This window comes from Labrenzia sp. OB1 (assembly GCF_001624695.1).
Classification (GTDB): Bacteria; Pseudomonadota; Alphaproteobacteria; order Rhizobiales; family Stappiaceae; genus Roseibium.
The window spans coordinates 29827-55255 of sequence record NZ_JSEP01000021.1; the positions used below are offsets into that span (position 1 = coordinate 29827).

A 25429-nucleotide genomic window follows, 5' to 3' on the forward strand; every position below is an offset into this window, starting at 1 on the left:
TCCGGTCAAACTCCGATGGCGGCAAAGAATATGGCGAACATGCCGTCCACGACGATAACAAGGAAAATGGCCTTCACCACGGACATCGTGGTGTGACGTCCAAGTGATTCCGATGAGCCTTCGACCTTCAACCCTTCCACGCAGGCAATCAACCCCACGATCAGCGCCATGAACGGCGCCTTCACGAGACCAACGGCCAGGGTCTGGACCGTGATCGCCGCCTGCAACTGTGTGAGGAAAGCCGCCGGCGGAATGTCCAGATAGGCCCATGTCACCAGACCCGAGCCCAGCAGGGCTGAAATATCGGCGACAAAGGTCAGGATCGGCAGCGCGATCATCAGAGCCAGAATACGCGGCAGCACCAGAACCTCGGTCACGCTGAGGCCGATCACATGCAGGGCGTCCACCTCCTCCTGCATGCGCATGGCTCCGAGTTCGGCGGTAAAGGCCGACCCGGACCGGCCCGCCACCATGATCGCCGTCAGAATGACGCCGATCTCGCGCAACACCAGGATACCCGCCAGATCTACAACGAATATGTCCGCACCGAACTGGCGGAGATAGAAGCCGCCCTGTTGCGAAATGATCGCCCCGATCAGAAAGCTCATCAGGGCAACGATAGGCACCCCACCGACACAGCTGCGGTCGAATTGCACCGCGATGGAGATGCCGCGCAGACGCTTGGGCTGAAGCAGTACGGTCGACAGGACCAGCCCGAGCGAGCCGAGAATGTGCAGCATCGCGAGACCGTCCTTGCCGGCCTCCACCATCTGCCGTCCGGTAGCCTCAAGAAACCCGAGGATGGACAACCGCGGCACATCCGGTTTCCATCTCGGCGGATGATGCTGCTCGATTTCCTGAAACAATGTCTGCCGCACAGGCGTGACGCCCGTCAGCTCGACCTTGCGCCCCTCGAACTCAAGCCGACCGCGGGTTCGATGGATCAGCCACGCGCCGCTCGTATCCAGATGCTCGATGTTGGAAACATCGATCGAGGTCGGCGCGTCCCTGCCAAGCTGCAGGTTGGCGATTTCCTCTTCCGCCTTGCCGATCGTGCTGACAGTCCAATCCCCGGAGAGGGCAAGACACAAATGATCGGGGCCGTTCGCCTCGATCTGCATCTCCGGCGCGATGTTTTTTTCCAAGAATGCCATTCCGGCTGGCTGCCCTCTTGCCGCTGGTTCACCTCCCCCCGTATACCTGATGGAACAGGTCAGGTCACGGACCCAAAAACGGGAATAGTGCGGTTTGAACGGGTTTGTCCTTTTTCGGGACGTGGCCTGATCAAATCCGAACCACATGGAGACAACCGCACTCTGCGGTGCATCGCCCTCCTTGATGTCACTTTTTCTCCGTTCCCGGAACCGTTACCAGACCATCGGCAACTTATTGAAAGATCTACCCATGGAAATAGCCCGCCCCTACCTTCTGTTTCTTGGTGATGTTGCAGATGCCCTCGCGGCAAAAACCGCGACCGGCATCGTCGATTGGCGCAAAGACTGGTGTATCGGCCAGGTTCGGCTGGACGGATGCGTCGCCGATACCGGTCTTTCCGACATGTCGATTGCGGATGGAGCCGCTGCCGGTGCGAAGACCTTCGTCATAGGCGCGGTGAATGCGGGCGGACGTCTGCCGGAACATTGGATCGATTCGGTCGTGACGGCGCTGGAAGCGGGCATGGACGTCGCCTCGGGCCTGCATGTGCGCCTGGGAGATATTCCGGCCATCAGGAACGCGGCCGACAGGAACGGCCGCCAATTGCACGATGTGCGCCACAGCAGCATGAGCTTTGCCACAGGCAAGGGCACCAAACGCTCCGGGAAACGCATTCTGGCGGTCGGAACCGATTGCTCCGTCGGCAAGAAATACGCCGCCCTGGCGATGGACAGGGCAATGAACAAGCGCGGCTACGCCAGCTCCTTCTGCGCCACCGGCCAGACCGGCGTTTTCATTTCCGGGCGCGGTACCTCGCTCGATGCCGTGGTCGCCGATTTCATTTCCGGCGCCGCGGAATGGCTGTCGCCGGAAACAGACGACAGTCACTGGCAGATCATCGAAGGCCAGGGATCCCTGTTCCATCCTTCGTTCGCCGGAGTGACGCTCGGGCTGTTGCACGGGTCCCAGCCGGACGGTTTCATCGTCTGCCATGAGCCGACACGCACGAAGATGCGCGGTGTCGAAACACCACTGCCGACCATTCAGCAGGTCATCGACCTGACGGTTCAATGCGGGCGGCTGACCAATCCGGATATCCGCTGCATCGGTATCGCGGTCAACACATCCGCCCTGGATGACGACGAAGCGCTCGCCTATCTCGCCAAGGTTGGCGAACAGCATGGACTGCCCGCGACCGACCCTGTCCGATACGGAATGGAGGTCATCGTCGACAAGGTCTCCGCAGAGTTCGGTGCCCCATGAGCCTGTCCGTCAACATTGAAGCCGAAAGCTTTGAAATCGCCGGGGGGTTCAGGATCTCGCGCGAAACGAGAACCCATGCGCAGGTCCTCGTCGTAACCCTGATGGACGGCGCTCGCACCGGCAGGGGCGAGTGTGTCCCCTATCCACGCTACGGCGAATCCCTTGAAAGCGTTCAGGCCCTGATTGAGGAAATTGCGCCCGTTCTGAAATCAGGCATGTCCCGGGCGGCGCTCCAGGACGCCATGCCGGCGGGAGCGGCCCGCAACGCGGTTGATTGCGCCCTTTGGGACCTGGAAGCGAAGAAGGCGGGAAAACAGGCTGCGGAGCTTGCCGGCTTCGGAACCATGAAGGCCGTCACAACCGCCTTCACCATCAGTGTCAACTCGCCGGAACTCATGGCGGAAAAAACCGCGGCAGCGGCGCATCGTCCGCTTCTGAAGATCAAGCTGGCGGGTCCGGGAGATGCCGAACGCATCGCCGCGGTCCGGCAGGCCGCGCCTGACAGCACCCTGATCGTCGACGCCAACGAAGCCTGGGACGCGAGCTGCTTTGAGGAAAACATGGCCGCCTGCGTGGCTGCCGGGGTCGCGCTCATCGAACAGCCACTGCCGTCGAAAAACGATGGTCTTCTGGCGGAAATTGAGCGTCCGATCACGATCTGCGCGGACGAAAGCCTTCATCCCGGCATGGGGGTCGACGGCCTGCGGGACAAGTATGACGCGGTCAACATCAAGCTCGACAAGGCAGGCGGGCTCACGGAAGCGATGAAGCTCGTGAAGGCAGCCAGGGAGCAGGACCTCGCGATAATGGTCGGCTGCATGCTTGGCACTTCGCTTGCGATGGCACCAGCAGTGCTGATCGCCCAGCAGGCGGATTACGTCGATCTCGACGGCCCCCTGCTTCTGGCACATGACAGGTCGCCGGGCCTGAGGTTCGACGGCAGCACGCTTTACCCGCCGCAACCTGAGCTGTGGGGCTGACCCCAAGGGAAAAGATCAGCCGGCGGATGCCATGTGCCTGCGTATCAACGGTGTCAGCGCAAGCACCATAAACACGCCGGCTGCGGCAGCCGCGGCCATCACATAGAATGGAAGGTCGGGATTGGTTTCGTAAAGCGCACCGCTTACCCCGAGCCCGATTGCCATCTGTATGCCGATGGACGTGGCCAGAAGCCCCTGACCGGTCCCGGACCAACGGCTGGGAACGACCTTTGCCAGCACGGAGAGCGATCCAAGGTGCGCCGCGCCAAAGGTGAGCCCGTGCAGCAATTGCAGCGCGGCCATCGCAACGAACGTGTCGGCGAACGGAAAAAGCCCCCAGCGGATGACGGAGGCAATGCCGGCCACCAGAAGAAACACCGGCGGGTCCATCCGAATCGGCAATTTTCCGGCGATGGCGAAGAGGCCGATTTCCGCCACCACACCGATTGCCCAGAGAACGCCGATGGTGAAATCGGGAACATCCATCGCCTGCCAATAGAGCGTGCCGAAACCGTAAAACGCCGCATGGCTCGCCTGGAACAGGCCGAATACGGTCAGCACCGGCCAGAACCAAGCAGTTGCAAAGGGGGAGGCCTGTTCCGGTGCCTCCGACGCACCAGTCGTTCCGGCGCGTTTTTGCGAGGGCATCGACATGGCCACCAGACCGGTCATCACGGCGGAAATGACGATCAGCACCAGAATAAGCCAATTCGTGGCCTGTGCGGCGAGCGCGCCGCCCGCCAGCGTCGCCGCGACGAAGCCGGCGGATCCCCACAGCCGCATCCGGGCATAATCAGTGCCCGTGTTGCGCGCGACATCGAGTGCATAGGCATCGCTCAGCGGCAGAACCGGCGATTGGAACACCATGTATCCGACTACGGCGGAACCGATCAAAACGATCTCCGCAGGTCCGGAAAACAGTCCGATAAAAGCCGCACCGGCGAGACTGTAGATCAGGATCGCCAGCCGCCTTTGACCTGTTCTGTCGGCGATGTTGGCCAAAAGGGGGCTGGCGGCGATCCGGGTGATCGTACCCGCCCCCAGAATAAAGCCGATATCTTCCGCACTTATCCCGCGAAATTCGAGAACCACCGGCAAAAACGGCAGGAACAGACCAAACCCGAAAAAATGAACGGCAAAAAGGCCCGAGACCCTTGTGCTGACATTCGGTGACGTACGGATCATGTGATTAATGTCAAGGTTTGCGCCTAAAGGGATGTTAACGATTTCCGCCTTACCTTTAAGGACAAGTTGTTCGAGGCAGAACAGCATCCGATCCCTAAGGCAAGTTGAGATTAGCGTCCATATGACAGCGGAAGCAAAACCGGAAGAGCCGGAGCTGATCGGCGAAGCCGAATACCATACCCTCGAACAGACCCTGCTGGAGTCTGATCGCGGCCGGCGGTTTCTGACCGAATATCTGAATCGGCACAAAACGCCGGAAACCACCGAGATTTTGACGGCAATACAGCGCCTCGAGAAAGTGGTTACCCGGCAACGCAGTGTGCCCGATCTCGACAAGATCCGACTCGACATCGCCGACATGCATGAGGCGATCGAGCGCACCAAGTCGGAAATATCCAACATCAAGGATGAGGGCGACGAGAGCAATCGCTTCGAGGATGCCTCGCACGAACTCGACGCGATCATCACCCAGACCGAAGGGGCAACCCAGTCCATTCTGGAAGCCGCCGAACAGATCCAGGAAACAGCCTGGGTGCTGCGCGAAAAAGGCGCTGACGATGCGGCCTGCGACGAAATAGACGCAAAGGCCACGGAAATCTTCATGGCCTGCTCCTTCCAGGACCTGACCGGACAGCGCACCAACAAGGTCGTGCAGGTTCTCAGGTATCTGGAAAGCCGCATCAATCTGATGATCGGCATTTGGGGTATCGAGGAAATGGAAGCCGAAGCGGATGCCGGCCCGGTCGACAACCGCCCGGATGCCCATCTCCTGAACGGTCCGCAACACGAAGGAAAAGGCGTTTCCCAGACCAACATCGATGAGCTGATGTCTGTCAGCGACGATGTTCTGGACGCGGCTATCAGCGGGACCGAATCTTCTGCACCGGCCAAGATCCATGCCAGCGATTCAGACGTCGATGCCATTATGGCAAATGGCGACGAACCGATGGGTACCGATGACATCGACGACATGTTCGCGTCTCCCGCCAGCGGCGGTGCCGGTGAGGAAGCGGCGCCTGACGACGACGCAGCGAGCGACGGCGACCCGGACGCGATGCTCGACGAGGCGGCGATTGAAAAACTGTTCGACACGGAAGTCGATGCCGCAGCGGACGAAATAGCCGAAGAAGCCCCCGAAGAAGCTGCCGGGGACGCTCCTGAGGCAGCTGCCGAAGACGCTGCAGAGGAAGCAAATGCCGACGCAGAGTGGGAAATGACGGAAGAAACGTCAGAGGAAAAGGACGCCTTGGAAGAAATGACTGAAGCCGAGCGTCAGGCACTCTTCAACTGAACCGTTCGCTCCGTGCGAAAATCAAAGGGCGTTGCCGCATGGCAGCGCCCTTTTTACTTGAGATCACGAACCGCTGCTCCTGGCCGAATCGCAGGATGATACTATCGTGCCTGCAACGGCAGCCAGAGACTATTGCCGGGAGAGCACCTTGACCATCATCTGCGGATCGATGTTGCCGCCAGTCAGGACAATACCGACGGCCGTATTCGTCAGTGCAAGCTTGCCGGAAAGCACCGCCGCCAGTGCCGCTGCGCCACCCGGCTCCACCACCAGCTTGAGCTCCGTAAAGGCAAAGGCAACGGCATCCAGGACCTCGTCATCGGAAACGGTCACGCCCTCCCCCGCCAGCCGGCGAAGAATGGAAAATCCGATTTCACCGGGAGATTGCGACATGAGCGCATCGCAGACGGAGCCGGATTTAGCCGCATTGGACAGACGCGTTCCCGCATCGAGGGATCTCTTGTAGTCGTCGAACAATTCAGGTTCCACGGTGTGGAACAGCGTGGACGGTGATCTGGACGCCAATGCCAGTGCAATTCCGCTTGAGAGCCCGCCGCCGCCTGTGCAGGCAAGCACGTGGTCAAGCTCCACACCGAGAGCTGCAGCCTGGGCGACCATCTCCAATCCGACGGTTCCCTGGCCGGCAATCACCGCCGGGTCGTTGAAGGGGTGCACCAGGGTCGCGCCGCTTTGCTTGCAAAGCGTCGTTGCGATGGCATCCCGGTCCTCGGTCTCCCGGTCATAGGTGACCACTTTCGCACCGAATCCGCGCGTGCGTTCCAGCTTGATTGCCGGTGCGTCGGCCGGCATGACAATGGTGGCCGTCATGCCGAGAAGCCGCGCACTGGCGGCAACCCCCTGCGCGTGATTTCCCGAGGAACACGCCACCACCCCTCTGGTGCGGGCCTCCCCAGGAACGAGACTGAGGCAATTGAAGGCACCACGGAACTTGAAAGACCCGCTGCGCTGCAGGTTCTCCGCCTTGATGAACACCCGGGCGCCGGCCCGCTCGTCCAGCAGAGGATGCCGCAGAAGCGGTGTCGCGAGCGCCTCACCGCCAATCCGTGCTGCGGCTGCCTCGATATCCTTTATCGTGATCGCCTTGCCGGAAGATGCCGGTGTCATGCCCTGATCCGGGTGAAGCTGCGTATCGCTCATCTTTATCCGTCCCGATGGTAGTCGACAGGGACAGATGAGTAGTGAGGTTTGCGGGCGACATCAATACCAAAGGAAGAAGACCCGCCGAACTCACAAGGCACCTCATGGCCCTCCCCGGCAGAAGCCGGACAGGTCTATTCCGCAGCCCTCGCCTGCCCGGACGCGCCGTTGTAAATGTCCCGGGCTTCAATGCAATTGTCGAGAAACTGCCGCGCACTGGCCGCCCACGTGTAATTCATGGCAATCTGCCGGCAATGGTCGCGCGGAATGTCCAGCGCTGCCTCAGCCGCTTCCTGCAGATTTTCCGACAGCACCCCGGCACCGGTATCGCCGATGACATCCAGCGGGCCCATCACCGGATAGGCCGCCACCGGCACACCGCAGGCAAGCGCCTCGAGCATCACGTTTCCAAATGTGTCCGTCAGCGAGGGGAACACGAACACATCCGCATCGGAATAGTGACGCGCCAGATCCTCGCCCAGCCTGGAGCCGGTAAAATGCGTGCCCGGGTATTGACGCCGGAGCGTCTCCAGTTGCGGTCCGCCGCCAACAACCACCTTGGAACCGCCGATCCCGAGATCCAGGAACGCCTTGATGTTCTTTTCAACCGCCACGCGGCCGACATACATGAACACCGGCCTGGGCAGATCCGCCGGCAGCACAGAGCCCTCATAGGGCCTGAAAAGCTGCTCATCGACGCCGCGCGACCAGCGCATCAGGTTCTGAAAGCCCCGATCGCGCAGGTCCTGCTCCAGTGAGCGCGTCGCCACCATGCAGCCGCTTGCCGAATTGTGGAACCTGCGCAGCCAGCTGTAGGACCAGGAGAGCGGGATCGGCAATCGTGCGGAAACATATTCGGGAAACCGGGTGTGATAGCTCGTCGTGAACGGCTGCCCTGACTTGCGGGCGTAGCTGGCAGCCAGAATGCCCAGCGGGCCTTCCGTGGCAATGTGCAGATGCTCGCAATCGAAGTCTTCTATTTTCCGGCCGACGATGCCGCGATGGGTCAGTGACAGGCGGATCTCCGGATATGTCGGGCACGGAAGGGTCCTGAACGCCTGAGGCGAAAGGAACTCGACCCGAATTCCGATGATCCTGAGCTGTTCCGCCGTTCTCTCCAGCGACCGGACGACACCATTTATCTGCGGATGCCAGGCGTCCGTCACAATCAGGATGGAGCTCATGCGGCGACCGCTGTTTCCCTGGCCTTCTCCGGCACGGCTCCTGCCTGGGTCTGTTCCACCCATCGGATCACCTCAAATGTTCCATCATGGTGTTCTGCAACCGCAGTACAGCTTTCCACCCAATCACCTGTGTTTATGTAGTGTATACCATTCATGTCGCGGTCGGCTGCATGGTGGATGTGACCGCAGATCACCCCTTGCACCCCCTGGCGGCGCGCCTCGTCCGACAGCGCCTCCTCGAACCGTCCTATGAAGCTGACGGCATTCTTGACCTTCAGCTTCGCCCAGGCCGACAGAGACCAATAGGTCAGGCCGAGGCGGCGGCGGATCGCATTCAGCCAGGTATTGACGCCGAGCGCCGTCACGTAGGCCTTGTCGCCAAAAAATGCCAGCCATTTGGCGTGGCGGATGACCACATCGAACTGATCGCCGTGGATCACGAGGTAGCGCTTGCCGCTGGCGGACTCATGGATGATGCTGTCGGTGACCTCGACCCCACCGAAGTGGGTTCCGAGAAAATTGCGCAGGAACTCGTCGTGATTGCCCGGAATGTAGATGATACGGGCGCCCTTGCGGCCTTTGCGGAGCACCTTCTGCACAACGTCGTTGTGCAGCTGTGGCCAGTGCCAGGACCGTTTCAGACGCCACCCGTCGACAATGTCGCCGACCAGATAGATGGTCTCCGCATCGTTGTCCTTAAGAAAGTCGAGCAGCAGATCCGCCTGGCAGCCACGGGTACCAAGATGAACGTCAGAAATGAACAGAGCCCGATAATGCCGCGATGTCTCTCCGGTAGACATAGCACTTCTCCATATCCTCATTGGGGCGCTATAGACGCGATTCAGGTATCACTATTATGACACCCTGCCCTGTTTTTGTTTGATGTCTTGTCCTTCACCCGAGGATCAACATCTGCGGTCCCGCTGCGTTTCGGGGTCGAATTGAACAATGCGACCGCAAAGCGCCCTGATTGAATGACCTCGCCGTGCGCCGGCGCATGGCTGAAAAAGCCCGGCATGCCAACCGTATTCAGCAAGGATGCATCGCTGCGTGCGTCCGATTGACAGGGTGCCGCGCACCGGCCACAAACCGTTAAACCGGAAATAGAAGGAAACATTCCATGGACCTGGGTCTTGAGGGCAAGAAAGCGATCATCTGCGCATCCAGCCGCGGTCTCGGCAGGGGCTGTGCGGAGGCTCTGGCCGAAGCAGGGTGCGAGATCGTTCTGAACGGACGCGACAAAGCGGTACTGGCGGAAACACAGGCCGCCCTCGAGGCGGCCCACAGCGTGAGAGTGACCAGCGTCGCCGCGGATGTTTCCACCCGCGAAGGCCAGGAAGCCTTGCTGACGGCCTGCCCTCAGCCCGACATCCTGGTCAACAACAACGGCGGCCCGCCCCGCCGGGACTATTCCGAACTCGACCGGGCGGCGATGCTGGACGGAGCCATCCAGAATTTCATCACGCCTGTCGAGCTCATCCAGACGGTTGCCCCGGGCATGCAGGAGCGCGGCTTCGGAAGGATCGTCAACATCACCTCCCTCTCGGTCAGGATGCCGATTGAAGGCCTTGACCTGTCCAGTGGCGCGCGCGCGGGCCTGACAGCGTTTCTGGCCGGTGTCTGCCGGCAACTCGCGCCACATGGCATCACGATCAACAATCTGCTTCCCGGCAAGATGGACACCGACCGCCTCAAGGGCGGCTTCACACGCGCCGCGCAGCAGTCCGGCAAGAGTGTCGACCAGGTAAGGGCGGCGCAGGCCGCGGAGATTCCGGCGCGGCGCTTCGGCACGGCAGAGGAATTCGGCCAGACCTGCGCTTTCCTGTGCTCCCGTCAGGCCGGATATATCACCGGACAGAACATCCTCATGGACGGCGGCCTGTTCCCCTCCGCCTTTTGAGGTTCTCTGCACGCTCCGAAACTGGAAAGGCCGGGGAATTCCCCGGCCTTTGTCTCATCTGAGGGTCTGCGGAAAGCCGTCAGAACTTGTAGCGCAGCGAAGCCGAGATGATGTTCACATGGCTGTCGACATCCGCCTCGTAGGTCCCGAAGGTCGCATTGTAGTCCTGATGACTGGGGTCGATGTTGATCTTGGTCGATTCCGGGATGATGTGAGTGTAGCCCAGATCAAAGGACAGATGCTGGTTGAAATTGTAGCTCGCACCTGCCGACAGCCACCAGCGATTGTTGTCCGGCAGACGTGTGGACCGGATTTCCTCGTCGATGGGGGAAATTTCATATCCGAGGCCGGCGCGCAAGGTGAGCTTTTCGTTGAAATCGTACTCACCGCCAAGCGAGAAGAACCAGCCGTCGTTGTAGTTGAAATGCAGCGTGGTGAGTGTTGCACCGGTCGCGTCCGAAGTCGCACGCGGCGATTTCAGCCGGCTCCAGTTGGTCCACTCCACCGTGCCCAGCACCCGAAACTTGTCGGTCAAGCGCTGCCGGGCGGAGACATTGACCATATCCGGCGTCACCACACCGAGACCTATGGCACTCCGCGTACCACTGGCGAAGAGGTCGCCTTCGAGGTCGTGACCGACACCCGAGCGGTAGCCAACGCCGATTTCTGTGCCCTCGAAAGGACGCACGGTGACACCGGCCGTGACGCCGAAGCCGACGCCATCCCCCGAGATCTCATTGGACCGCGGGAAGCCCGCACCGGACGTGGCATCGGCGGATTTCAGGGAGACATCAAGGTATTGCACCTGAACACCAACCGCGACCGTGACCATGTCATTGAACTGATACGCAATGGCCGGATTCACGTTGACGGAAAAGACCGAAGACGACCTGGAATAGAACTGCGCGGCCCAGTTCATGTCGGGCTTGGTAGACAGACCGAAGGGCGCGTTGATGCCGACCCCGAAGATCAGATTGTCATTCAGCCGGTAGGCCGCATAGGACGCCGGAATGAAAGCATCGGAAGCAATATCGCCACTGCCGATGGATGATGATCCCAGAAGACCTCCCGACAGGGTGCCGTCGATCTCGGAAACGGGGAACAGGCCCGAGTTGTGTGCTTCGACGGTCAGTCCTTGCTCTGCTCCCATCAGGGACGCGGGGTTCCAGTACATCGAGGATATACCGCCACCCGTCGTTCCGTAGCCCGCAAAAGACATGCCCTGATAATAAGAACTCTGCTCACGCAGCCCGAAGCCACCCGCATGAGCTGAACCTGCAATCATAGATAGTGCGACTACGGTTTCGGCAAATAAAATGGTTTTTTTGTTTACGCCTGACATAGCGTTTCCTCCCCTACCCGTCCCACCGGGCGTTCCACGACAACTGAAGACAGATTTTCTGGAGAAAACTTCAGGTTTCAACATAATAATATCGAAGAGACCCGCTCCGATTCTTGATGCCGCACCGCAAAACACGCCATATTTCCGCAAGGTGGCTTTTGTTGCTCCGCTCAAATTCTTCGAAAAGGACATGTTAGGAGACAGTAAGTCACATCAACGACACACCTTCGCTCGCCTGCCCAATTTTTAGGCAATCGAGCTACGCATTTTTTCTTATGTGCATTCGTGTTGAATCGTTGCGGCTTTGTCACAGGTTTCCCAAGGGAACCTCGAGACCCGGTGGATAAGTCCCTCGAGACGCCTTCGCAAAAACACCGATGGTCTGACTTATAAAGCGGCGGGTCTCGCGCAGTGAATCAGAAAACGCGAGGCAGTCCAGCCGCGCTTCCTCGTCATGAACCTGTTTATCCGCGACTGCAGAGCCACCGCAATTTCGCGCCGGCAGGTTCGGACATCCCCACCCGACCGGCGATAAGGTTAGCCGTCCCGTGCCACCAGGAAGCGCCGCATGGCAACATCGCTCCAGGGTGCCAGGCGGACAATGGCAGCGGTGTAACTTTCCTGAATGCGCGCGCTGAGCGGGTCCTTCTCGGCAAATTCGGCCAGAACGACGGCAGCGGTTTCCCGCAAGGCGACCAGAACATCCTCCGGATAGAATCTGACCGTTACGCCGGCCTCCTCCTGAAGCAGCTTCAGGCTGCCGGCGTTCTGCCAATCGCTTTCGGCAAGGGCGCGCCCGTTTTCAGCCTTGCAGGCTTCCAGAACGATTGCCCGCAGTTCCTCGGGCAGACCGTCAAGCGCGACCTGGTTGAAGATCGCCTCCCCCGTACCGTTCGGTTCGTGGAAGCCCGGCGTGTAATAGGATTTCGCGGCCTTGTGAAAGCCCATGGCCCGATCGGACCAGGGCCCGAGAAACTCGGTCGCGTCCAGAACGCCGGTCTGCAGCGCCTGGAACAATTCGCCCGGCGGCAGGCTGACCGGTGTCGCGCCGAGCCGGCGCATCACCTCTCCCCCAAGTCCCGGCATGCGGATCTTGAGCCCCTTGAGGTCGGCAAGGCTGTTGATCTCCCGCCTGTACCAGCCTCCCATCTGCACGCCGGTATTGCCCGCCATCACCGGCTTCAGACCGAAGGGCGCGTAAAGCTCGTCCCAAAGCGCCTGACCACCACCCTGCTCGATCCAGGCGATGTGTTCATGAGGCAGAAGACCGAAGGGGATCGCGGTGAAATAGACCGAAGCCGGGATCTTGCCCTGCCAGAAGAACGAGGCCGTATGGGCCATCTGGGCCGTACCGGCAGCAACAGCCTCGAACACACCCAGCGCCGGAACCAGCTCTCCGGCCGCATAAAGCCGGATGCGCAACCGGCCACCGGACATGTCACCGACCCGGTTGGCAATCCGCTGCGCGGTTACCCCGGGTCCCGGCAGGTTCTTCGGCCAGGAGGTCACCATCTTCCATTCGATGGTGGCGTTCTCCTGCGCAAGAGCAGGAGCCGCCAGAGCTGTGGCACCGGCAGCGGCGGTCACCCCGAGCAGTGCCCTGCGGTTTATCGGCCTGTTTCCCTGTGAAGTACTGTCGGACATGTTACGTGCTCCAGACGTCGTAAAAATGATGAACGGGCCCGTGCCCCGAACCAATCGCGAGCCGGTCAGCTGCCGTAATGGCGGCGTGGATATAGTCTTTCGCATCCCGGATCGCGGTTTCGAGGTCCTTGCCGAGGGCCAGACCGGATGCGATGGCAGACGACAGGGTGCAGCCGGTTCCATGCGTGTTGTTGGTGGCGATGCGCTCCTCTCGCAGCCAGGTCGCGTTCCCGCTCCCGTCCACGAAAAGGTCCGCGCTTTCGTCGCTCGTGCCGTGTCCGCCTTTCAGCAAAACAGACCGTGCCCCGCGCTCCAGCAACTGTTCGGACTGCGCCCGCATGGCAGCCTCGCTGTCCGCCACCTCTGTTTCCAGCATCCGGGCGGCTTCATGCAGGTTCGGCGTGATTACATCGGCGCGCGGCACGAGTATGCTCATCACGCTGTCGACAGCACTTTCGGCAAGCAGAGGATCCCCGGAAGCGGCCACCATCACCGGATCAAGAACCACCGGGCCTGTGTCATATGCATCAAGACCTTCGGCGACTGCCTCGATGACCTCGACACGCGACAGCATGCCGATCTTGGTCGCGTTCACCTTCAGGTCCGAATAGACCGCCTTCATCTGCGCACGTATGAAATCGGGCGGCACATCGTGGATGGCGCTCACCCCGAGAGTATTCTGCGCGGTCAGGGCCGTCAGAATGCTGGCACCATAGACACCGTTTGCGGAAAAGGTCTTCAGGTCGGCCTGAATACCGGCCCCTCCACCGGAATCCGACCCTGCTATTGTCACCGCGATCGCGGTCATGGGCGTCTCCTCTTCGAATGGAAATGGAAATGGAAATATGTCTCAGGCGGCGTTGAGCCTGGCCTCGATATCGGGAAGGCTCATTGCATAGAGCGCGTCGAGCAACTCCGGCATAAAGGTGCCCGGCCCGCAGGCGCGTGCAGCCGCGACTTCCCCGGCGATATTGAACACCGACAATCCGCAGGCGGCAGCAAGCGCCCGATCGCTCTCCACGCTCGCGAAGGCGGCGAGCACCGCACCGCCCGCACATCCCGTCGCCGTGACACGCGCCATCAGCGGGTGTCCGTTCGAGAGCCGAAAATCCCTGTTGCTGCTTTCGATCTTGTCTTCTTCGCCGGTCACCGCGAAAACCGTTCCCGCCGCGATCATCTCCTCCACGCCGGCCCTTGCGGGAAACAGCGCTTCCATTTCTTGCGCGTTCAAGCGCACAACGTCCGGACCGCATGACAGAAGCTCAGCCGCATAGGCACAGCGAACCGGCGAGCGGTCGACGAAGACGGGATCGATGCTGACCGGACGCCCGGCGGCTCTGGCAGCCTCAATGGCAAGCGGGATCGCCGCGCGCCGGGTCTCGTCAAGTGTCCCCAGATTGACCAGCAGCGCATCCGCGCTTCCGGCGAATCCGGCAACTTCCTCTTCGGCAATGGTCATCGAGGGGACCGCCCCCAGCGCCAGCAGCACATTGGCGGTGAAGTTCTGCGCGACAGCATTGGTGATCGCGTGGACACGCGGCGTCTTCCCGCGCACCCGCAGCAGAAGGTCGTAAACTGTCTCTGCGGAGAGAATTTCGGTGGATGCGGCAATAGTGAGGCTCATGAGGCACCTCCTGAAAGGGCCGCGAATGCGCCTGTATGAAGATGGATGTGGTGCGGGCGATCCGCCCTGAATGTCATCATCTCAAATCCCTCCGCCGGTACAAGCCGGATCAGGTTCAAGGAGTTGGCCAGCCGCCTCTCAGCCCGAACCACTATTGCCGGGCACCCCCATGAGATGACTGACAGCTAGCAAGACCCGCCTGCTTTTGCAAGGCCCCGGGCATGATGTCCCTTTGCCGATTGACGGCACAGACGATTGACTGGAATGCCGAGATGGGCGATGTCCTTGAAAAGAATTTGTCCGGATCGGCGGCCGTCAGCTTGCAATCGCATCAACGGCCGGAAGCTGATCGATCTTGAAATGAGAGAGCATCCTGTGAACCTTCGCAGGACCGCAAGATGCTCTCGTCCCAATGTCCGGAGCGCCGCATGACCCCGTTTTTCGTGATGATCAAATGCCAGCTCGGCAAGACTTACCAGGTCGCCGGCGCGATCGCCGACGCCGAGATTGCCTCCGAGGTCTATTCCACCAGCGGCGATTACGATCTTCTGATAAAGTTCTATATCGAAGACGGAGCCGATATCGGCCATTTCGTGAATGAAAAAGTACATCCCATCGACGGCATTCAGGACACGAAAACGATCATTACCTTCAAGGCTTTCTAGGGTGTGTACTCATAAAATTGTGCTTTCAGGTCGTTCAGAAAATGATTGGCGCCAAGGCGCAAGATCGCAGGAAACCTTTCTGGTTTTCAAGATTTTGCAACGCTGGAGACAGTCGCTTTCTGAACGATCCGAAGGACATCAATCCGGCTGCGAAGAGCGGCGTTAAAGCCTTTGCCCCATGCACAAGCATGGCTCTTCAGGCTTTTCCTTGCTCTTCTTTGTCGGATTGATGCCTGAAAGTACAATTTTATGGGTCCACACCCTAGACCTCCCGCATCTGTTTGAACGCAGGGAGTCCGAGTGATTTATCGCACGCTTTTCTCATCAGGAGATATTCCATGCGCATTTTGAAATCCGCCGCCCTCATACTGGGTCTCAGCTTCCTGCCGGTTCCGGCGACCGCTCAGGGCATGCCGCCGGAGCAGATCAAACAGATCCTCGACCTGACCAAGGCCAATTGGGTGGCCTTCCGGGACTGGCAGGGTCAGGAACTGATCTACTTCACCCATCTGGAAGCGTGGAAATGCGGCATCGACTACGTGTTCTACGGCCTTAACGGCGGCCCGCTGGACGAGATCTGGGAACTGGATGACTGCAACCCGGACAACCCGAACGCGGTTCTGAAGGAAAAGCCCTATCTGGAACGGCCCGATGGCTCGACCCAGTCCATCAGCGTGCAACTGATCTTCCCGGACGGCACAAAAAGCGCCGTCGAGACTTTCCTGTACAAGCCGCAGTAGTCAGGAAATTCAATGCACGAAGTGCCGCCCCGGCCTTGAGTCGGGGTCTGTTCGGGATAGGTCTCGGCTCAAGGCCGGGACGGCATGCAGCGTTTGAAGTCGGTCTGTAAAGGCGTTCTTACGATCTCGACGGTGACGACGCGCGGCGGGACTTGGTGCGGTCGAGGCCGAGTTTGTGTTCACGGTAGATGACGAACACGCCCGCGGCTATGACAATGAGGGCGCCGATCACCACTTCGGGAACCGGTATCTCGGAAAAGATCACCCAGCCGACGATGATCGCCCAGAGCATGTTCACATAGTCGAAGGGCGCGATGGTCGAGGCATCCGCGAACCGGTAGCTCTGGGTCAGCAGAATCTGGCCGACTCCCCCGGCCAGTCCGATCAGGACAAGCAAACCGGCAGTTGGTGCATCCGGCATGACCCAGGCCTGCCCCGGCAGCATGAGGCCGAGCGGAAGGGTCATCAGCGCCAGAATCGTGGAGGCCCCGGCAAACCAGGTCACAATAGTCGAGGTGCGTTCGGTCTCGCAGAGCTTGCGCACGGTGATCATGGCAAGCGCGGCAAAGCCGGCCCCCATCACGCCGATCGCCGCGCCAAGGGTAGCGGGGCCGTCAAGATGGGCATCGCCCAGATGTGGCGACAGCACCACCAGGATCCCGATGAAGCCGACCCCGACCGCACTCCAGCGATAGATCCGGACCTTTTCTCTCAGCAGAAAGAACGCCAGAACCACCACAAACAGCGGAGTAGCGAAACCGATCGCCGTGGCGTCCGGCAGCGGCAACAGCGAGAGGGCGGTGAAGCCACAGACCATGGCCGACAATCCGATGGTCGCCCGCAGCAGGTGCCCGCGTGGGTTCTGCGTCTGAAAGGCCAGTCCCAATTCCCGGCGCATCGCCACCATGAGAAGCACGGGGAACAGGCCGAAGAAATTGCGCGCGAACACCAGCTGCCCAATCGGAACGGTCTCCGCGGCGATCTTCAGCGCCGTGGCCATGACAAAAAACGCCAGGGTTGAGGCCACCTTCAGCGAAATCCCGTGGAGCGGCGCGTGCCGGGTCATGCCCGCCTGCGCAGGTGGGCCCGAAAAGCGGGACAATACGCTCCGAAGCGTCATGCAGATCTTCCGCGGCCCGGCGCAGAAAGGTGTCTCACGCGGTGCGTCGGGCCGCAGAACCGCGAGGATCAGGTTGGGTAACGCCGGATCGGCGGCCCTGATTTATGAACCCTCAGCCGGGTGTGAGACCGGTTCTCCCGCTTCACCCGTCATCAGACTTTCCCGTTCGGCGATAGAAACCTCAAAGCCTTTCAGGCGTTTGTAGATGGAGAGCAATTCGATGATCGTCGTCCAGGAATTGACCAGATATTGAAACGAGGAGGACACCTGCCCGAAAGCGGTCAGGATCTGCTGGACAATGCCGTAAGTGATAACACCGGCTACCATGGTTGGCACGAGAAGGAAATAGACGAACAGGTTATCCGCCTGCAGGTAGATGCTGCGGGTAAGGTTGAAATAGAGGTAGTGAAAATAGAGCCGGAAATAGTTCCGTCGCACATTGGAGAACAGCTCCTGAAGGGTTACGGGCTGCGCCCGATGCTCATGATCCTCACCGTAGACGAGTTCCTTACGATAGGCGGCCTCGACACGCTGGTTGTGGAATTCCAGGCCCGGCAGCTTGATGCCGACCACCGCCAGGAGAAACGTCCCGAACAGCGACCACAAGATTGCCATCGTGAACAGAGGTGCGGGTATTTCACCTATGATCGGCAGGGTCTGCACATAGCCGGACAGGGCGAACAGGACCGGCAGGAAGGCGATGAGGGTCATGACCGCATCGATCATGGAGACACCCAGCCCTTCCATGATCAGCGCGAAACGCATCGTGTCTTCCTGAATACGCTGCGAGGCCCCTTCGATGTGGCGCACATTGCCCCATTTGCTGACGTAATAATCGTTCATCGCGGTGCGCCAGCGGAAGATGTAGTGGCTGACGAAAAACCGCGTCACGACAAACAGCGTCACGCTCAGGGAAACGATTTCCGCGAAGCTCAGCATCAGCGAGTAGAAGTCTCCCGCGACAATGCCCTCGTCCCCCTGCAGGGCGTTTTGCAGTGTGTCGCCGAAGGGCCGCCGCCAGTTGTTGATCGCCACCGACACCTGGACGGAAAAATAGGTCGTGAAGATGATCAGCGCCGATCCCCAGATCGACCAGATCTTCCAGGGATGGTTCCGTGCCTGGAACGACCAGAATCCGCAGAAGAGCCCGGTACAGAGCGCGTAATAGACATAGAACCAGAGGAAGTCGGGCGTGATGAAGAAGCTCAGGCCGACCGGTGGCAAAGCGCCCTCCGGCATCGTGCCGAAACCGAGCGGTCCGCCGAGATCGTCTGCAAAGCCGTACCATGCGAGAACGGCGGCCATGGACCAGAAGACTGCGGAGCTAAAAAACAGATGAGGTCTTGGAAAGAAGGACTTGAACACAGGGAGGATCCTGTTTCTGGAAAGAGGTGAATCGCGCCACACACGACAAGGAGAACTCAGATTGCGGCAAGAACCCGCCATTTCAAATGTATAATTGCAACAAACCACAGACACATTCGCGCGAGTTTGCTCTGAGGCGGAAACCGTCCCGGGCGGCTGACAGGTTTACCCGGCCGGAACTTGCTGACGGTGCGCCGTCCTTTTGCGAACGGCTCTTCAGACTGCTTACAAAAGCGTGCTCTCAACGTCACCAACCCGGCAAAGCGTAGCGCGAGCCGGGATAATCAACGCGAGGTTATCGACAAACGAAGGCCGGCGTCCCGCGCCGGCCTCTGATTCTCGTATCAAGCGAATTTCCGCTTCCAGACGATCTGGTGCAGGCGGTCAAACCTGGCCCGCTGCCTGAATCGCGTCCCAAACCCGGAGCGGGGTCGCCGGCATGTCGATCACTTCTGTGACCCCGGCTCCCTCCTTGAGGGCCATCTGAACCGCGTTCATCACCGAAGCGCAGCCGCCAATGGATCCGGCTTCGCCGGCGCCCTTGATGCCCATGGCGTTGGTCGTGGAGGGCACGTTGCGGGTCTCGAAATGGATATCCGGCAGATCGGCCGCGCGGATCATCTGATAATCCAGCAGGGACGCCGTCAGAAGCTGCCCCTCGTCATCATAGACCGTGTGTTCACACAGCGCCTGGCTGATCGCAGAGACCGTGCCGCCGTAAACCTGACCGGTGAGCAACAGCGGGTTCACGGTGACCCCGAAATCGTCGACGATGACATAGTTTTCAACCGAGACATCGCCTGTCTCCGGATCGACCTCAACTTCGCAGATATGGGTGCCGTTGGGATAGGTGGCTTCGCTCTGGCTCACTTCTTCGCTGGCTTTCAGCGTTTCGCCCGCCGAAGCCGCGATTTCGGCCAGCGTCACCTGCTGGTCGGTTCCCACGACCCGCACGACACCGCTGTCCAGTTCAAGATCCTCGATCCCGGCTTCCAGCTTGTCGGCGGCCAGTTCCTTGACCTTCTTGACCAGCGCTACGCTGGCGTCGCGCACAGAGGGCATGCCGATCGGGATCGAACGCGATCCGCCGGTGCCGCCGCCCTTGCGCACCCTGTCCGTATCGCCCTGGATAAGCTCGACATCTTCGATGGAAACGCCGAATTGCTCTGCGACGACCTGGCTATAGGCGGTTGCGTGCCCCTGTCCGTTGGTCTGGGTACCGATCAGCAGTGTCAGTCCGCCGTTCGAATCCAGCTCCAGCGTCGCCTCCTCGCTGCCGGGAAACGCGCAGGCTTCCACATAGGAGCAAATGCCGATACCGCGGTAATTTCCCGCAGACGCACTGGCTTGCTGGCGCGCCTTGAAGCCCGTCCAGTCGGCGACTTCCAGGGCCTTGTTCAGATGCCCGGCGAAATCGCCCGTGTCGTACATGCGGCCGGTGCCGGTGGTGTAAGGCAGTTGCTCCGGCTTGATGAAATTCCGCTTGCGGATTTCCACCGGGCCGAGCCCGGTTTCCTCGCCGGCCGTTTCAATCAGTCTTTCGATGAGATAGGCCGCTTCCGGCCGCCCTGCCCCGCGAAAGGCGTCCGTCGGCACCGTATGCATGTAGACGCCTTCGACCCTGGCAAATACGGCCGGGATATCATAGAGCCCGGAGGTCATGGATGTGCCGACAAAGGGAATGAACGGGCCAAACTGGTGCAGATAAGCGCCCATGGCGGCCTTCACATCCACCCTCAATCCGAGGATCCGGCCTTCACCGTCCAGTGCCAGCTCCGCATGGCTGAGATTGTCGCGGCCATGGGCGTCGGTGACGAAGTGGTCCATCCGGTCCCCGGCCCAGCGCACCGGCAGTCCAAGCTCGCGGGCGGCAATCATGGCCAGCGGATATTCGCGGTAGCAAAAACCCTTTGTGCCGAAACCCCCACCGACTTCCGGCGTGATCACCTGCAGGTCTTCCTTGGGCAGATCCAGAATGCCGCAAATGGTGTCGCGCATGCCGTGACCGCCCTGGGTTCCAAGGGTCAGCTTGAAACGGCCGCTTTCGGAATTGAACTCGGCGACACAGCCGCGCAATTCCATGTAGTTGGCGACGATGCGATTATTGACCAGATCGATCGAAACGATCTTGTCGGCCTGTGCGAAGGCCTCGTCGGTCTTCGCCTCGTCGCCCTGTCCGTAGGTGAAGGAGACGTTGGAGCCGAATTCGGGCCAGACCTGAACCGCCCCTGGAGCCAGCGCCTTTTCAATACCGACAACCGCATCCAGCGGATCGTAGTCGACTTCCAGCATCTCGGCGGCATTGCGTGCGGTTTCCAGACTGTCGGCGACAATGAAGGCAATCGCATCGCCCACATACCGCACCGTATCCGAACACAGAACCGGCTGCTCGGGGATCGGAAAATTCGTCCCGTCGATCTGCCTGGGACGCCCCAGACAGGGCATGGACCTGCCGGCGAGCTCCGCACCGGTCAGGACCATCCGGACCCCGTCCATCGCCCGGATGTCGTCCACATTGCCAAGACTTATCTTCGCATGTGCCATTGCCGACCGCAGAACATAACTGTGGAGGCATCCTTGCGGCGTATAATCGCCGGTATAAATGCCGTGTCCTGTCAGGAGCGGCTCGTCTTCTTTGCGACGCAGTGGCGCGCCAACACCGAACTTCGGAGTGACCATCTGGTTCATGTAACTGGACCTGCAGTTTTGGGAAGATCTTCCCGGGAATGCCGAACACCAGGAGCAATGGCTCAATCATAGTGTACGATGGCGAATGAGACCACGTCACAATATCAGATCAATCGCATCTGGAAACCGGCCAGCGCTAAAAAACACATATTGGCCTTTGTCGATCCTGATTAAAGCATGTCGCGTTAGATTGAATTCAGGAAATCCGCATCAGCGAGAATAGGGATTGCGGGCCTCCCGGTCGTCGGACAGGCTGCGACGGGTCTCCCGGGTCAGGTTTTCGATGGCATCCGCCAGGTGCACTTCCTGAATATTGTAGTCACCGCGCGCCACCCTCAGTTTGTGTGCTTCCAGCATGACTTCCCCCATAAGCACGCCTGCGGGCGGTACGAACCGGTAGCTTGCGAGTTCGATCAGGAAACCGAGAGGATCGCGAAAATAGAGCGAATCCATAAACCCCCGGTCCACCGGACCGCTATGGGAGATCCCGCGCGCGTCAAGCCGTTCCGCGATCTGCCGGAAAGTCGCCTGGGAGACATCGAGCGCCAGATGATGGACGCAGCCTGTCGCCTGCGGCGCAGGGCCGTCATCGGGCTTGCGGTCCTCACTTGTGAAGATGGTGATCAGCCGGCCGTCGCCCGGATCGAAATAGAGATGGCTCTGCTCGGCATCGTCCAGGTTGGGTTGTTCGAACACGAAGGGCATGCCCAGAAGCCCTTCCCAGAAATCGATGGATGTCTGCCGATCGGCGCCCACCAGAGTGATGTGATGAATACCCTGGGTCTGGATCTTGCGCATTCCGGTCCTCCCTCCCCTTGCTGCGTCCCTGGACATTTAGGGCCATCTCTGGCGGAAAGGCAAACATGCCCCCCTCTTCCCCTTCTTCTGGAAAATCGCTAAGTTTGGTTCAACCGTCTCCAACTGCCCGACCTGCCTTTCACTGTTTCCGATGCTCATTTCGCATCGCCCCCTCCAAAAGACTTTCCGGGCCAGGACCAACATGGATATGCACCAGAAAGATCCGGAGCCGTCACAGGCCACCGGCGTTTCCGGCCCCCCGAAGGGCAATCGCCTGGCTAGAAAATTCGCCGAACGGACCGGGCATCTGCCGGCCAATACCATTGGCGCGATCTGGATCCTGCTGGCGGCCTTCCTGTTTTCAATCATGGTCACGCTGATCAAATTTGTCGGCCAGGACCTCAGCGTCTTTCAGATCCTTTTCGTCCGGCAGGTATTCATGCTGGTGATCGTCGCACCGCAAATTCTAAGCGGTCTGCCCACCTCGCTGGCAACGCAACGGCCGGGCCTCCAGATTACCCGCATTGTCTTCGCGACGACGGCCATGCTGTTCGGATTCTCGGCCATCATCGAGCTGCCCCTGGCCGACGCGACCGCGATCAGTTTCTCCAAGACCTTCTTCCTGACAATCTTCGCGATCTGGCTGCTGGGCGAAAAGGTCGGCATACACCGCTGGGGAGCGACAATCGTCGGTTTCCTTGGAGTTGTGCTGATGCTCCGTCCCGACGGTGAAGGTCTGATCGATCCCTTCGCCATGCTCGCCATCGCGGGGGCGGCCTGCGCCGGCATGGTGATGATCGTGGTGCGCATCCTGACCCGGACCGACGCACCGGTCACCATCCTGACCTATCAGGCCTTCGGTGTCGGGATTATCGTGCTGATCCCAGCAGCGCTCACCTGGCAGGCGCCGTCCCTGTTGGAATGGGGATTGTTGCTCCTCATCGGCATCTTCTCCTGGGCCGCCCAGATGGCCAACATTCAGGCGTTCAAGGCGGGAGAGGCCACGGCCATCGCCTCCCTCGATTACACGCGGCTTCTCTATGCGACGATCTTGGGAGCGCTGGTCTTCAGCCAGTGGCCGCGGTTCGAAACACTGATCGGCGCTGCCGTCATTATCGCCGCGTCAATCTACACCGTGCGCCGGGAAGCCAAACGCGGCCGCGAACTCGCCCGCGCCGCCGACGGGCGCGGCTATAACAACTGACGGAAATTTCCGGTCAGAGCGTCGAGCAAAAGGTTGGGGAAGCAGCCCCGGGCTTGAGCCGGGACCTAGGTTCACGCTTCATACAGTTCCCGGATCAAGTCCGGGACGGCAGTCGCCAAAACAAGCCGTGCAGAGAGAAGAACCCGGAAAGCGACTCGCCTTGAAGGGCCAAGCCTTCGCGTTCAGGCGGCTCCAGCCTCGGCGTCCGCACGTTTTTTGGCCTCTTCCTCAACCAGTTCCTTCTTCGACAATTTACCGACCATGGTCTTCGGCAACTCGTCGCGGAACTCGAATTCCCGTGGCATTTCAATGGTCGACAGATGATCCTTCAGAAAGGTCTTCATGTCCACAGCCGTAGCGGAACACCCTTCCTTAAGCTTGATGAATGCCTTTGGCGACTGGCCACGATATGCGTCCGGAATGGCGATGACGATTACCTCGTCGACGGCCTCATGCAGATAGATCGCTTCTTCTATGACACGAGGATAGACGTTGTAGCCCGAACACAGGATCAGATCCTTGATCCGGTCGACCAGATAAATAAACCCCTCGTCGTCCTGGTATCCGACATCGCCGGTATGCAGATAGCCGTCTGCGGTGATGCTGTCCGCGGTCGCGTCCTCGCGTTTCCAGTAGCCCTTCATGACCTGCGGTCCGTGGAGCAGCAACTCACCCTTCTCGCCCTTGCCGACTTCGGTCTTGCGGTCCTCTATGCTGACAAAGCGTGCCCTGGTTCCCGGAACCAGCCGGCCGATGGAACCCGCGCGGCTGTTTCGATCGAGCGGATTGACCGCGGCCACAGGGGATGTTTCCGTCAGGCCGTAGCCTTCCGCGAGGATGCAGCCGGTGAGTTTTTCAAAACTCTCCTTCACCTCCACGGGAAGCGGTGCGCCGCCCGAAAGGCACAGGTTGATGCTGGAAAGATCGTAGTTCGCGGTCATATGCGAGTTGTTGATCGCGGTGTAGATGGTCGGCACACCGGGAAACAGCGTCACCTTCTTGCGCTTGATCGCTTCCAGCAGCGCCTTCAACTCGAAGCGCGGCTGCAGCACCATTTCCGCGCCGAGGATGATCGAAAGATTCTGCGCCACCGTCATTGCGAACACGTGAAAGAACGGCAGCACACAAAGCATCCGCTCATTGCCAGGCTGAGCCCTTTCAAACACGCAACTCATCTGCTCGATATTTGCAGACAGGTTCGCGTGGCTCAGCATCGCTCCCTTGGGAACGCCCGTAGTGCCGCCGGTATATTGCAGCACCGCGATGGATTCGGCCGGGTCGATATCCACCGGGGTCGGATGCGCCCCTTTGGTCTGCAGGTCGGCGAAGCGGATATGCGCGGCATCCTCGGGAATACGCGCCAATTCCTTTCGCTTTAACAGACCGAACAGCACTTTCTTGACAGTCGGGAGACAGAAGCTCATCGGGCAGACGATGATCTTGTCGAGTACACGCTCCTCCCGGACCCGCTCGACCTTGTCATAGATGACCTTCAGATCCATCGTCACCATGACGCGCACATCAGCGTCGCGCGCCTGGAAAGCAATTTCACGTTCGACATAAAGCGGATTAAAATTGGCGACCGTGCCGCCGATCTTCAAAATCGCAAAATAGAAGATCGTATAAAAGGGCGTATTGGGCAGGCACAGGCCGACATGAACCCCCGGTCCCACGCCCATGGCCTGCAACCCCGCCGCTGTGCGGTCCACAAGCTCACCAAGTTCGGCATAGGTCCAGCCCTTGCCCATGAAGTCGGCGGCAGGCCGCGAACCGAATGTCGCAACTGTCTGTTCCAGGTATTCGTGTATCGGACGGGGCCTGAAGGCCGCAGTCCACTCCTCCGCAGTCGTCATTGCGTTCTCCAAAACGTCTTTGTCGCGTTACCGCGCGGTTCGGTTGCAATCCCGAATTCTCCGGAAGTTCAAAGACCTTCCGGAAATTCCTTCCTCCTTTACACCCGAGCGCAGGCAAAGCGTGCCTTTTTGGACCGCAGACCCGCAATTGAACAAGAAACGGATCCATAATCCAAGGTCCCTCTGACATGGCGCAACCTTCCGTTCACGTCAACTCGCGACGTAAGGACAGCTCGTCATTTTTTTAAGCGTGCCGATTGTCGTAAAGGG

Annotated in this window: 21 protein-coding genes and 1 riboswitch; of the genes, 7 read left to right on the forward strand and 14 right to left on the reverse strand. The window is 59.9% G+C overall.

Annotated features, from left to right (window positions below; genetic code table 11):
- Positions 1–5: 5 nt before the first annotated feature.
- Positions 6–1154: an ABC transporter permease gene (locus OA90_RS22165; protein ID WP_068417687.1), complete on the reverse strand. Its 1149-nt coding sequence runs from the start codon at positions 1152–1154 to the stop codon at positions 6–8.
- Positions 1155–1404: 250 nt separating this feature from the next.
- Between OA90_RS22165 and dgcN the strand changes: the two genes are divergently transcribed.
- Positions 1405–2418: an N-acetyltransferase DgcN gene (dgcN, locus tag OA90_RS22170; protein WP_068417690.1), complete on the forward strand. Its 1014-nt coding sequence runs from the start codon at positions 1405–1407 to the stop codon at positions 2416–2418.
- Positions 2415–3398 carry an N-acetyl-D-Glu racemase DgcA gene (gene dgcA, locus OA90_RS22175; protein WP_068417693.1) on the forward strand — a complete coding sequence of 328 codons (984 nt, stop codon included), beginning with the start codon at positions 2415–2417 and terminating at the stop codon, positions 3396–3398. The genes dgcN and dgcA overlap by 4 nt, the downstream gene beginning before the upstream one ends.
- 15 nt (positions 3399–3413) lie before the next feature.
- Here dgcA and OA90_RS22180 read toward each other — a convergent pair whose 3' ends face one another.
- Positions 3414–4583, reverse strand: coding sequence for an MFS transporter (locus OA90_RS22180; RefSeq protein ID WP_068417696.1), 1170 nt, complete (start codon positions 4581–4583; stop codon positions 3414–3416).
- Positions 4584–4704: 121 nt separating this feature from the next.
- On the opposite strand from OA90_RS22180, the gene OA90_RS22185 reads away from it, so the two are divergent.
- On the forward strand, positions 4705–5874 hold the full coding sequence (locus OA90_RS22185) for a protein phosphatase CheZ (protein ID WP_068417699.1): 1170 nt from the start codon (positions 4705–4707) through the stop codon (positions 5872–5874).
- Between the two features lie 129 nt (positions 5875–6003).
- On the opposite strand, the gene OA90_RS22190 is transcribed toward OA90_RS22185, so the two are convergent.
- The 3 genes from OA90_RS22190 to OA90_RS22200 all read right to left on the reverse strand — a co-directional run bounded on the left by OA90_RS22190 (position 6004) and on the right by OA90_RS22200 (position 9016).
- Positions 6004–6999: a threonine/serine dehydratase gene (locus OA90_RS22190; RefSeq protein ID WP_068417837.1), complete on the reverse strand. Its 996-nt coding sequence runs from the start codon at positions 6997–6999 to the stop codon at positions 6004–6006.
- A 167-nt stretch (positions 7000–7166) separates the two neighbouring features.
- Positions 7167–8216 carry a glycosyltransferase family 1 protein gene (locus OA90_RS22195; protein ID WP_068417701.1) on the reverse strand — a complete coding sequence of 350 codons (1050 nt, stop codon included), beginning with the start codon at positions 8214–8216 and terminating at the stop codon, positions 7167–7169.
- Positions 8213–9016, reverse strand: a complete 804-nt coding sequence (locus OA90_RS22200; protein WP_068417704.1) for a UDP-2,3-diacylglucosamine diphosphatase — start codon at positions 9014–9016, stop codon at positions 8213–8215. Before OA90_RS22200 ends, OA90_RS22195 begins: the two co-directional genes overlap by 4 nt.
- Positions 9017–9336: 320 nt before the next feature.
- On the opposite strand from OA90_RS22200, the gene OA90_RS22205 reads away from it, so the two are divergent.
- Entirely contained in the window at positions 9337–10116 is a 780-nt protein-coding gene (locus OA90_RS22205; protein ID WP_068417707.1) for an SDR family oxidoreductase, read from the forward strand.
- A gap of 79 nt (positions 10117–10195) precedes the next feature.
- Here OA90_RS22205 and OA90_RS22210 read toward each other — a convergent pair whose 3' ends face one another.
- From OA90_RS22210 to OA90_RS22225, 4 genes are all read right to left on the reverse strand, one after another.
- Positions 10196–11401 (reverse strand): OmpP1/FadL family transporter, encoded by a 1206-nt coding sequence (locus tag OA90_RS22210; RefSeq protein WP_208986250.1) that lies wholly within the window; start codon positions 11399–11401, stop codon positions 10196–10198.
- A gap of 594 nt (positions 11402–11995) precedes the next feature.
- Positions 11996–13102: a TRAP transporter substrate-binding protein gene (locus OA90_RS22215; protein WP_068417713.1), complete on the reverse strand. Its 1107-nt coding sequence runs from the start codon at positions 13100–13102 to the stop codon at positions 11996–11998.
- A 1-nt stretch (position 13103) separates the two neighbouring features.
- Positions 13104–13910, reverse strand: a complete 807-nt coding sequence (gene thiD / locus OA90_RS22220; RefSeq protein WP_068417716.1) for a bifunctional hydroxymethylpyrimidine kinase/phosphomethylpyrimidine kinase — start codon at positions 13908–13910, stop codon at positions 13104–13106.
- Between the two features lie 42 nt (positions 13911–13952).
- A complete protein-coding gene (locus OA90_RS22225) occupies positions 13953–14726 on the reverse strand; it encodes a hydroxyethylthiazole kinase (RefSeq protein WP_068417719.1) in 774 nt (257 codons plus the stop codon).
- 68 nt (positions 14727–14794) lie between these two features.
- A riboswitch (TPP riboswitch) is annotated at positions 14795–14905 on the reverse strand.
- Between the two features lie 249 nt (positions 14906–15154).
- On the opposite strand from OA90_RS22225, the gene OA90_RS22230 reads away from it, so the two are divergent.
- Together OA90_RS22230 and OA90_RS22235 are read left to right on the forward strand one after the other, a co-directional pair.
- Complete coding sequence (locus OA90_RS22230; RefSeq protein ID WP_068417722.1) at positions 15155–15391, forward strand: Lrp/AsnC ligand binding domain-containing protein; 237 nt, start codon at positions 15155–15157, stop codon at positions 15389–15391.
- A gap of 338 nt (positions 15392–15729) precedes the next feature.
- Positions 15730–16131, forward strand: a complete 402-nt coding sequence (locus OA90_RS22235) for a hypothetical protein (RefSeq protein WP_068417725.1) — start codon at positions 15730–15732, stop codon at positions 16129–16131.
- A gap of 118 nt (positions 16132–16249) precedes the next feature.
- On the opposite strand, the gene OA90_RS22240 is transcribed toward OA90_RS22235, so the two are convergent.
- The 4 genes from OA90_RS22240 to OA90_RS22255 all read right to left on the reverse strand — a co-directional run bounded on the left by OA90_RS22240 (position 16250) and on the right by OA90_RS22255 (position 22102).
- Positions 16250–17251, reverse strand: coding sequence for a DMT family transporter (locus OA90_RS22240; RefSeq protein ID WP_082837210.1), 1002 nt, complete (start codon positions 17249–17251; stop codon positions 16250–16252).
- A gap of 102 nt (positions 17252–17353) precedes the next feature.
- Entirely contained in the window at positions 17354–18616 is a 1263-nt protein-coding gene (gene sbmA / locus OA90_RS22245; protein ID WP_068417728.1) for a peptide antibiotic transporter SbmA, read from the reverse strand.
- 384 nt (positions 18617–19000) lie between these two features.
- Positions 19001–21304 carry a xanthine dehydrogenase family protein molybdopterin-binding subunit gene (locus tag OA90_RS22250; protein ID WP_068417731.1) on the reverse strand — a complete coding sequence of 768 codons (2304 nt, stop codon included), beginning with the start codon at positions 21302–21304 and terminating at the stop codon, positions 19001–19003.
- Positions 21305–21514: 210 nt separating this feature from the next.
- Positions 21515–22102 carry a VOC family protein gene (locus OA90_RS22255; RefSeq protein WP_068417734.1) on the reverse strand — a complete coding sequence of 196 codons (588 nt, stop codon included), beginning with the start codon at positions 22100–22102 and terminating at the stop codon, positions 21515–21517.
- Between the two features lie 208 nt (positions 22103–22310).
- Here OA90_RS22255 and OA90_RS22260 point away from each other — a divergent pair, with 208 nt between their 5' ends.
- Complete coding sequence (locus OA90_RS22260) at positions 22311–23306, forward strand: DMT family transporter (protein WP_208986251.1); 996 nt, start codon at positions 22311–22313, stop codon at positions 23304–23306.
- 182 nt (positions 23307–23488) lie between these two features.
- On the opposite strand, the gene OA90_RS22265 is transcribed toward OA90_RS22260, so the two are convergent.
- Entirely contained in the window at positions 23489–25159 is a 1671-nt protein-coding gene (locus tag OA90_RS22265; RefSeq protein ID WP_068417735.1) for a long-chain fatty acid--CoA ligase, read from the reverse strand.
- Positions 25160–25429 lie beyond the last annotated feature (270 nt).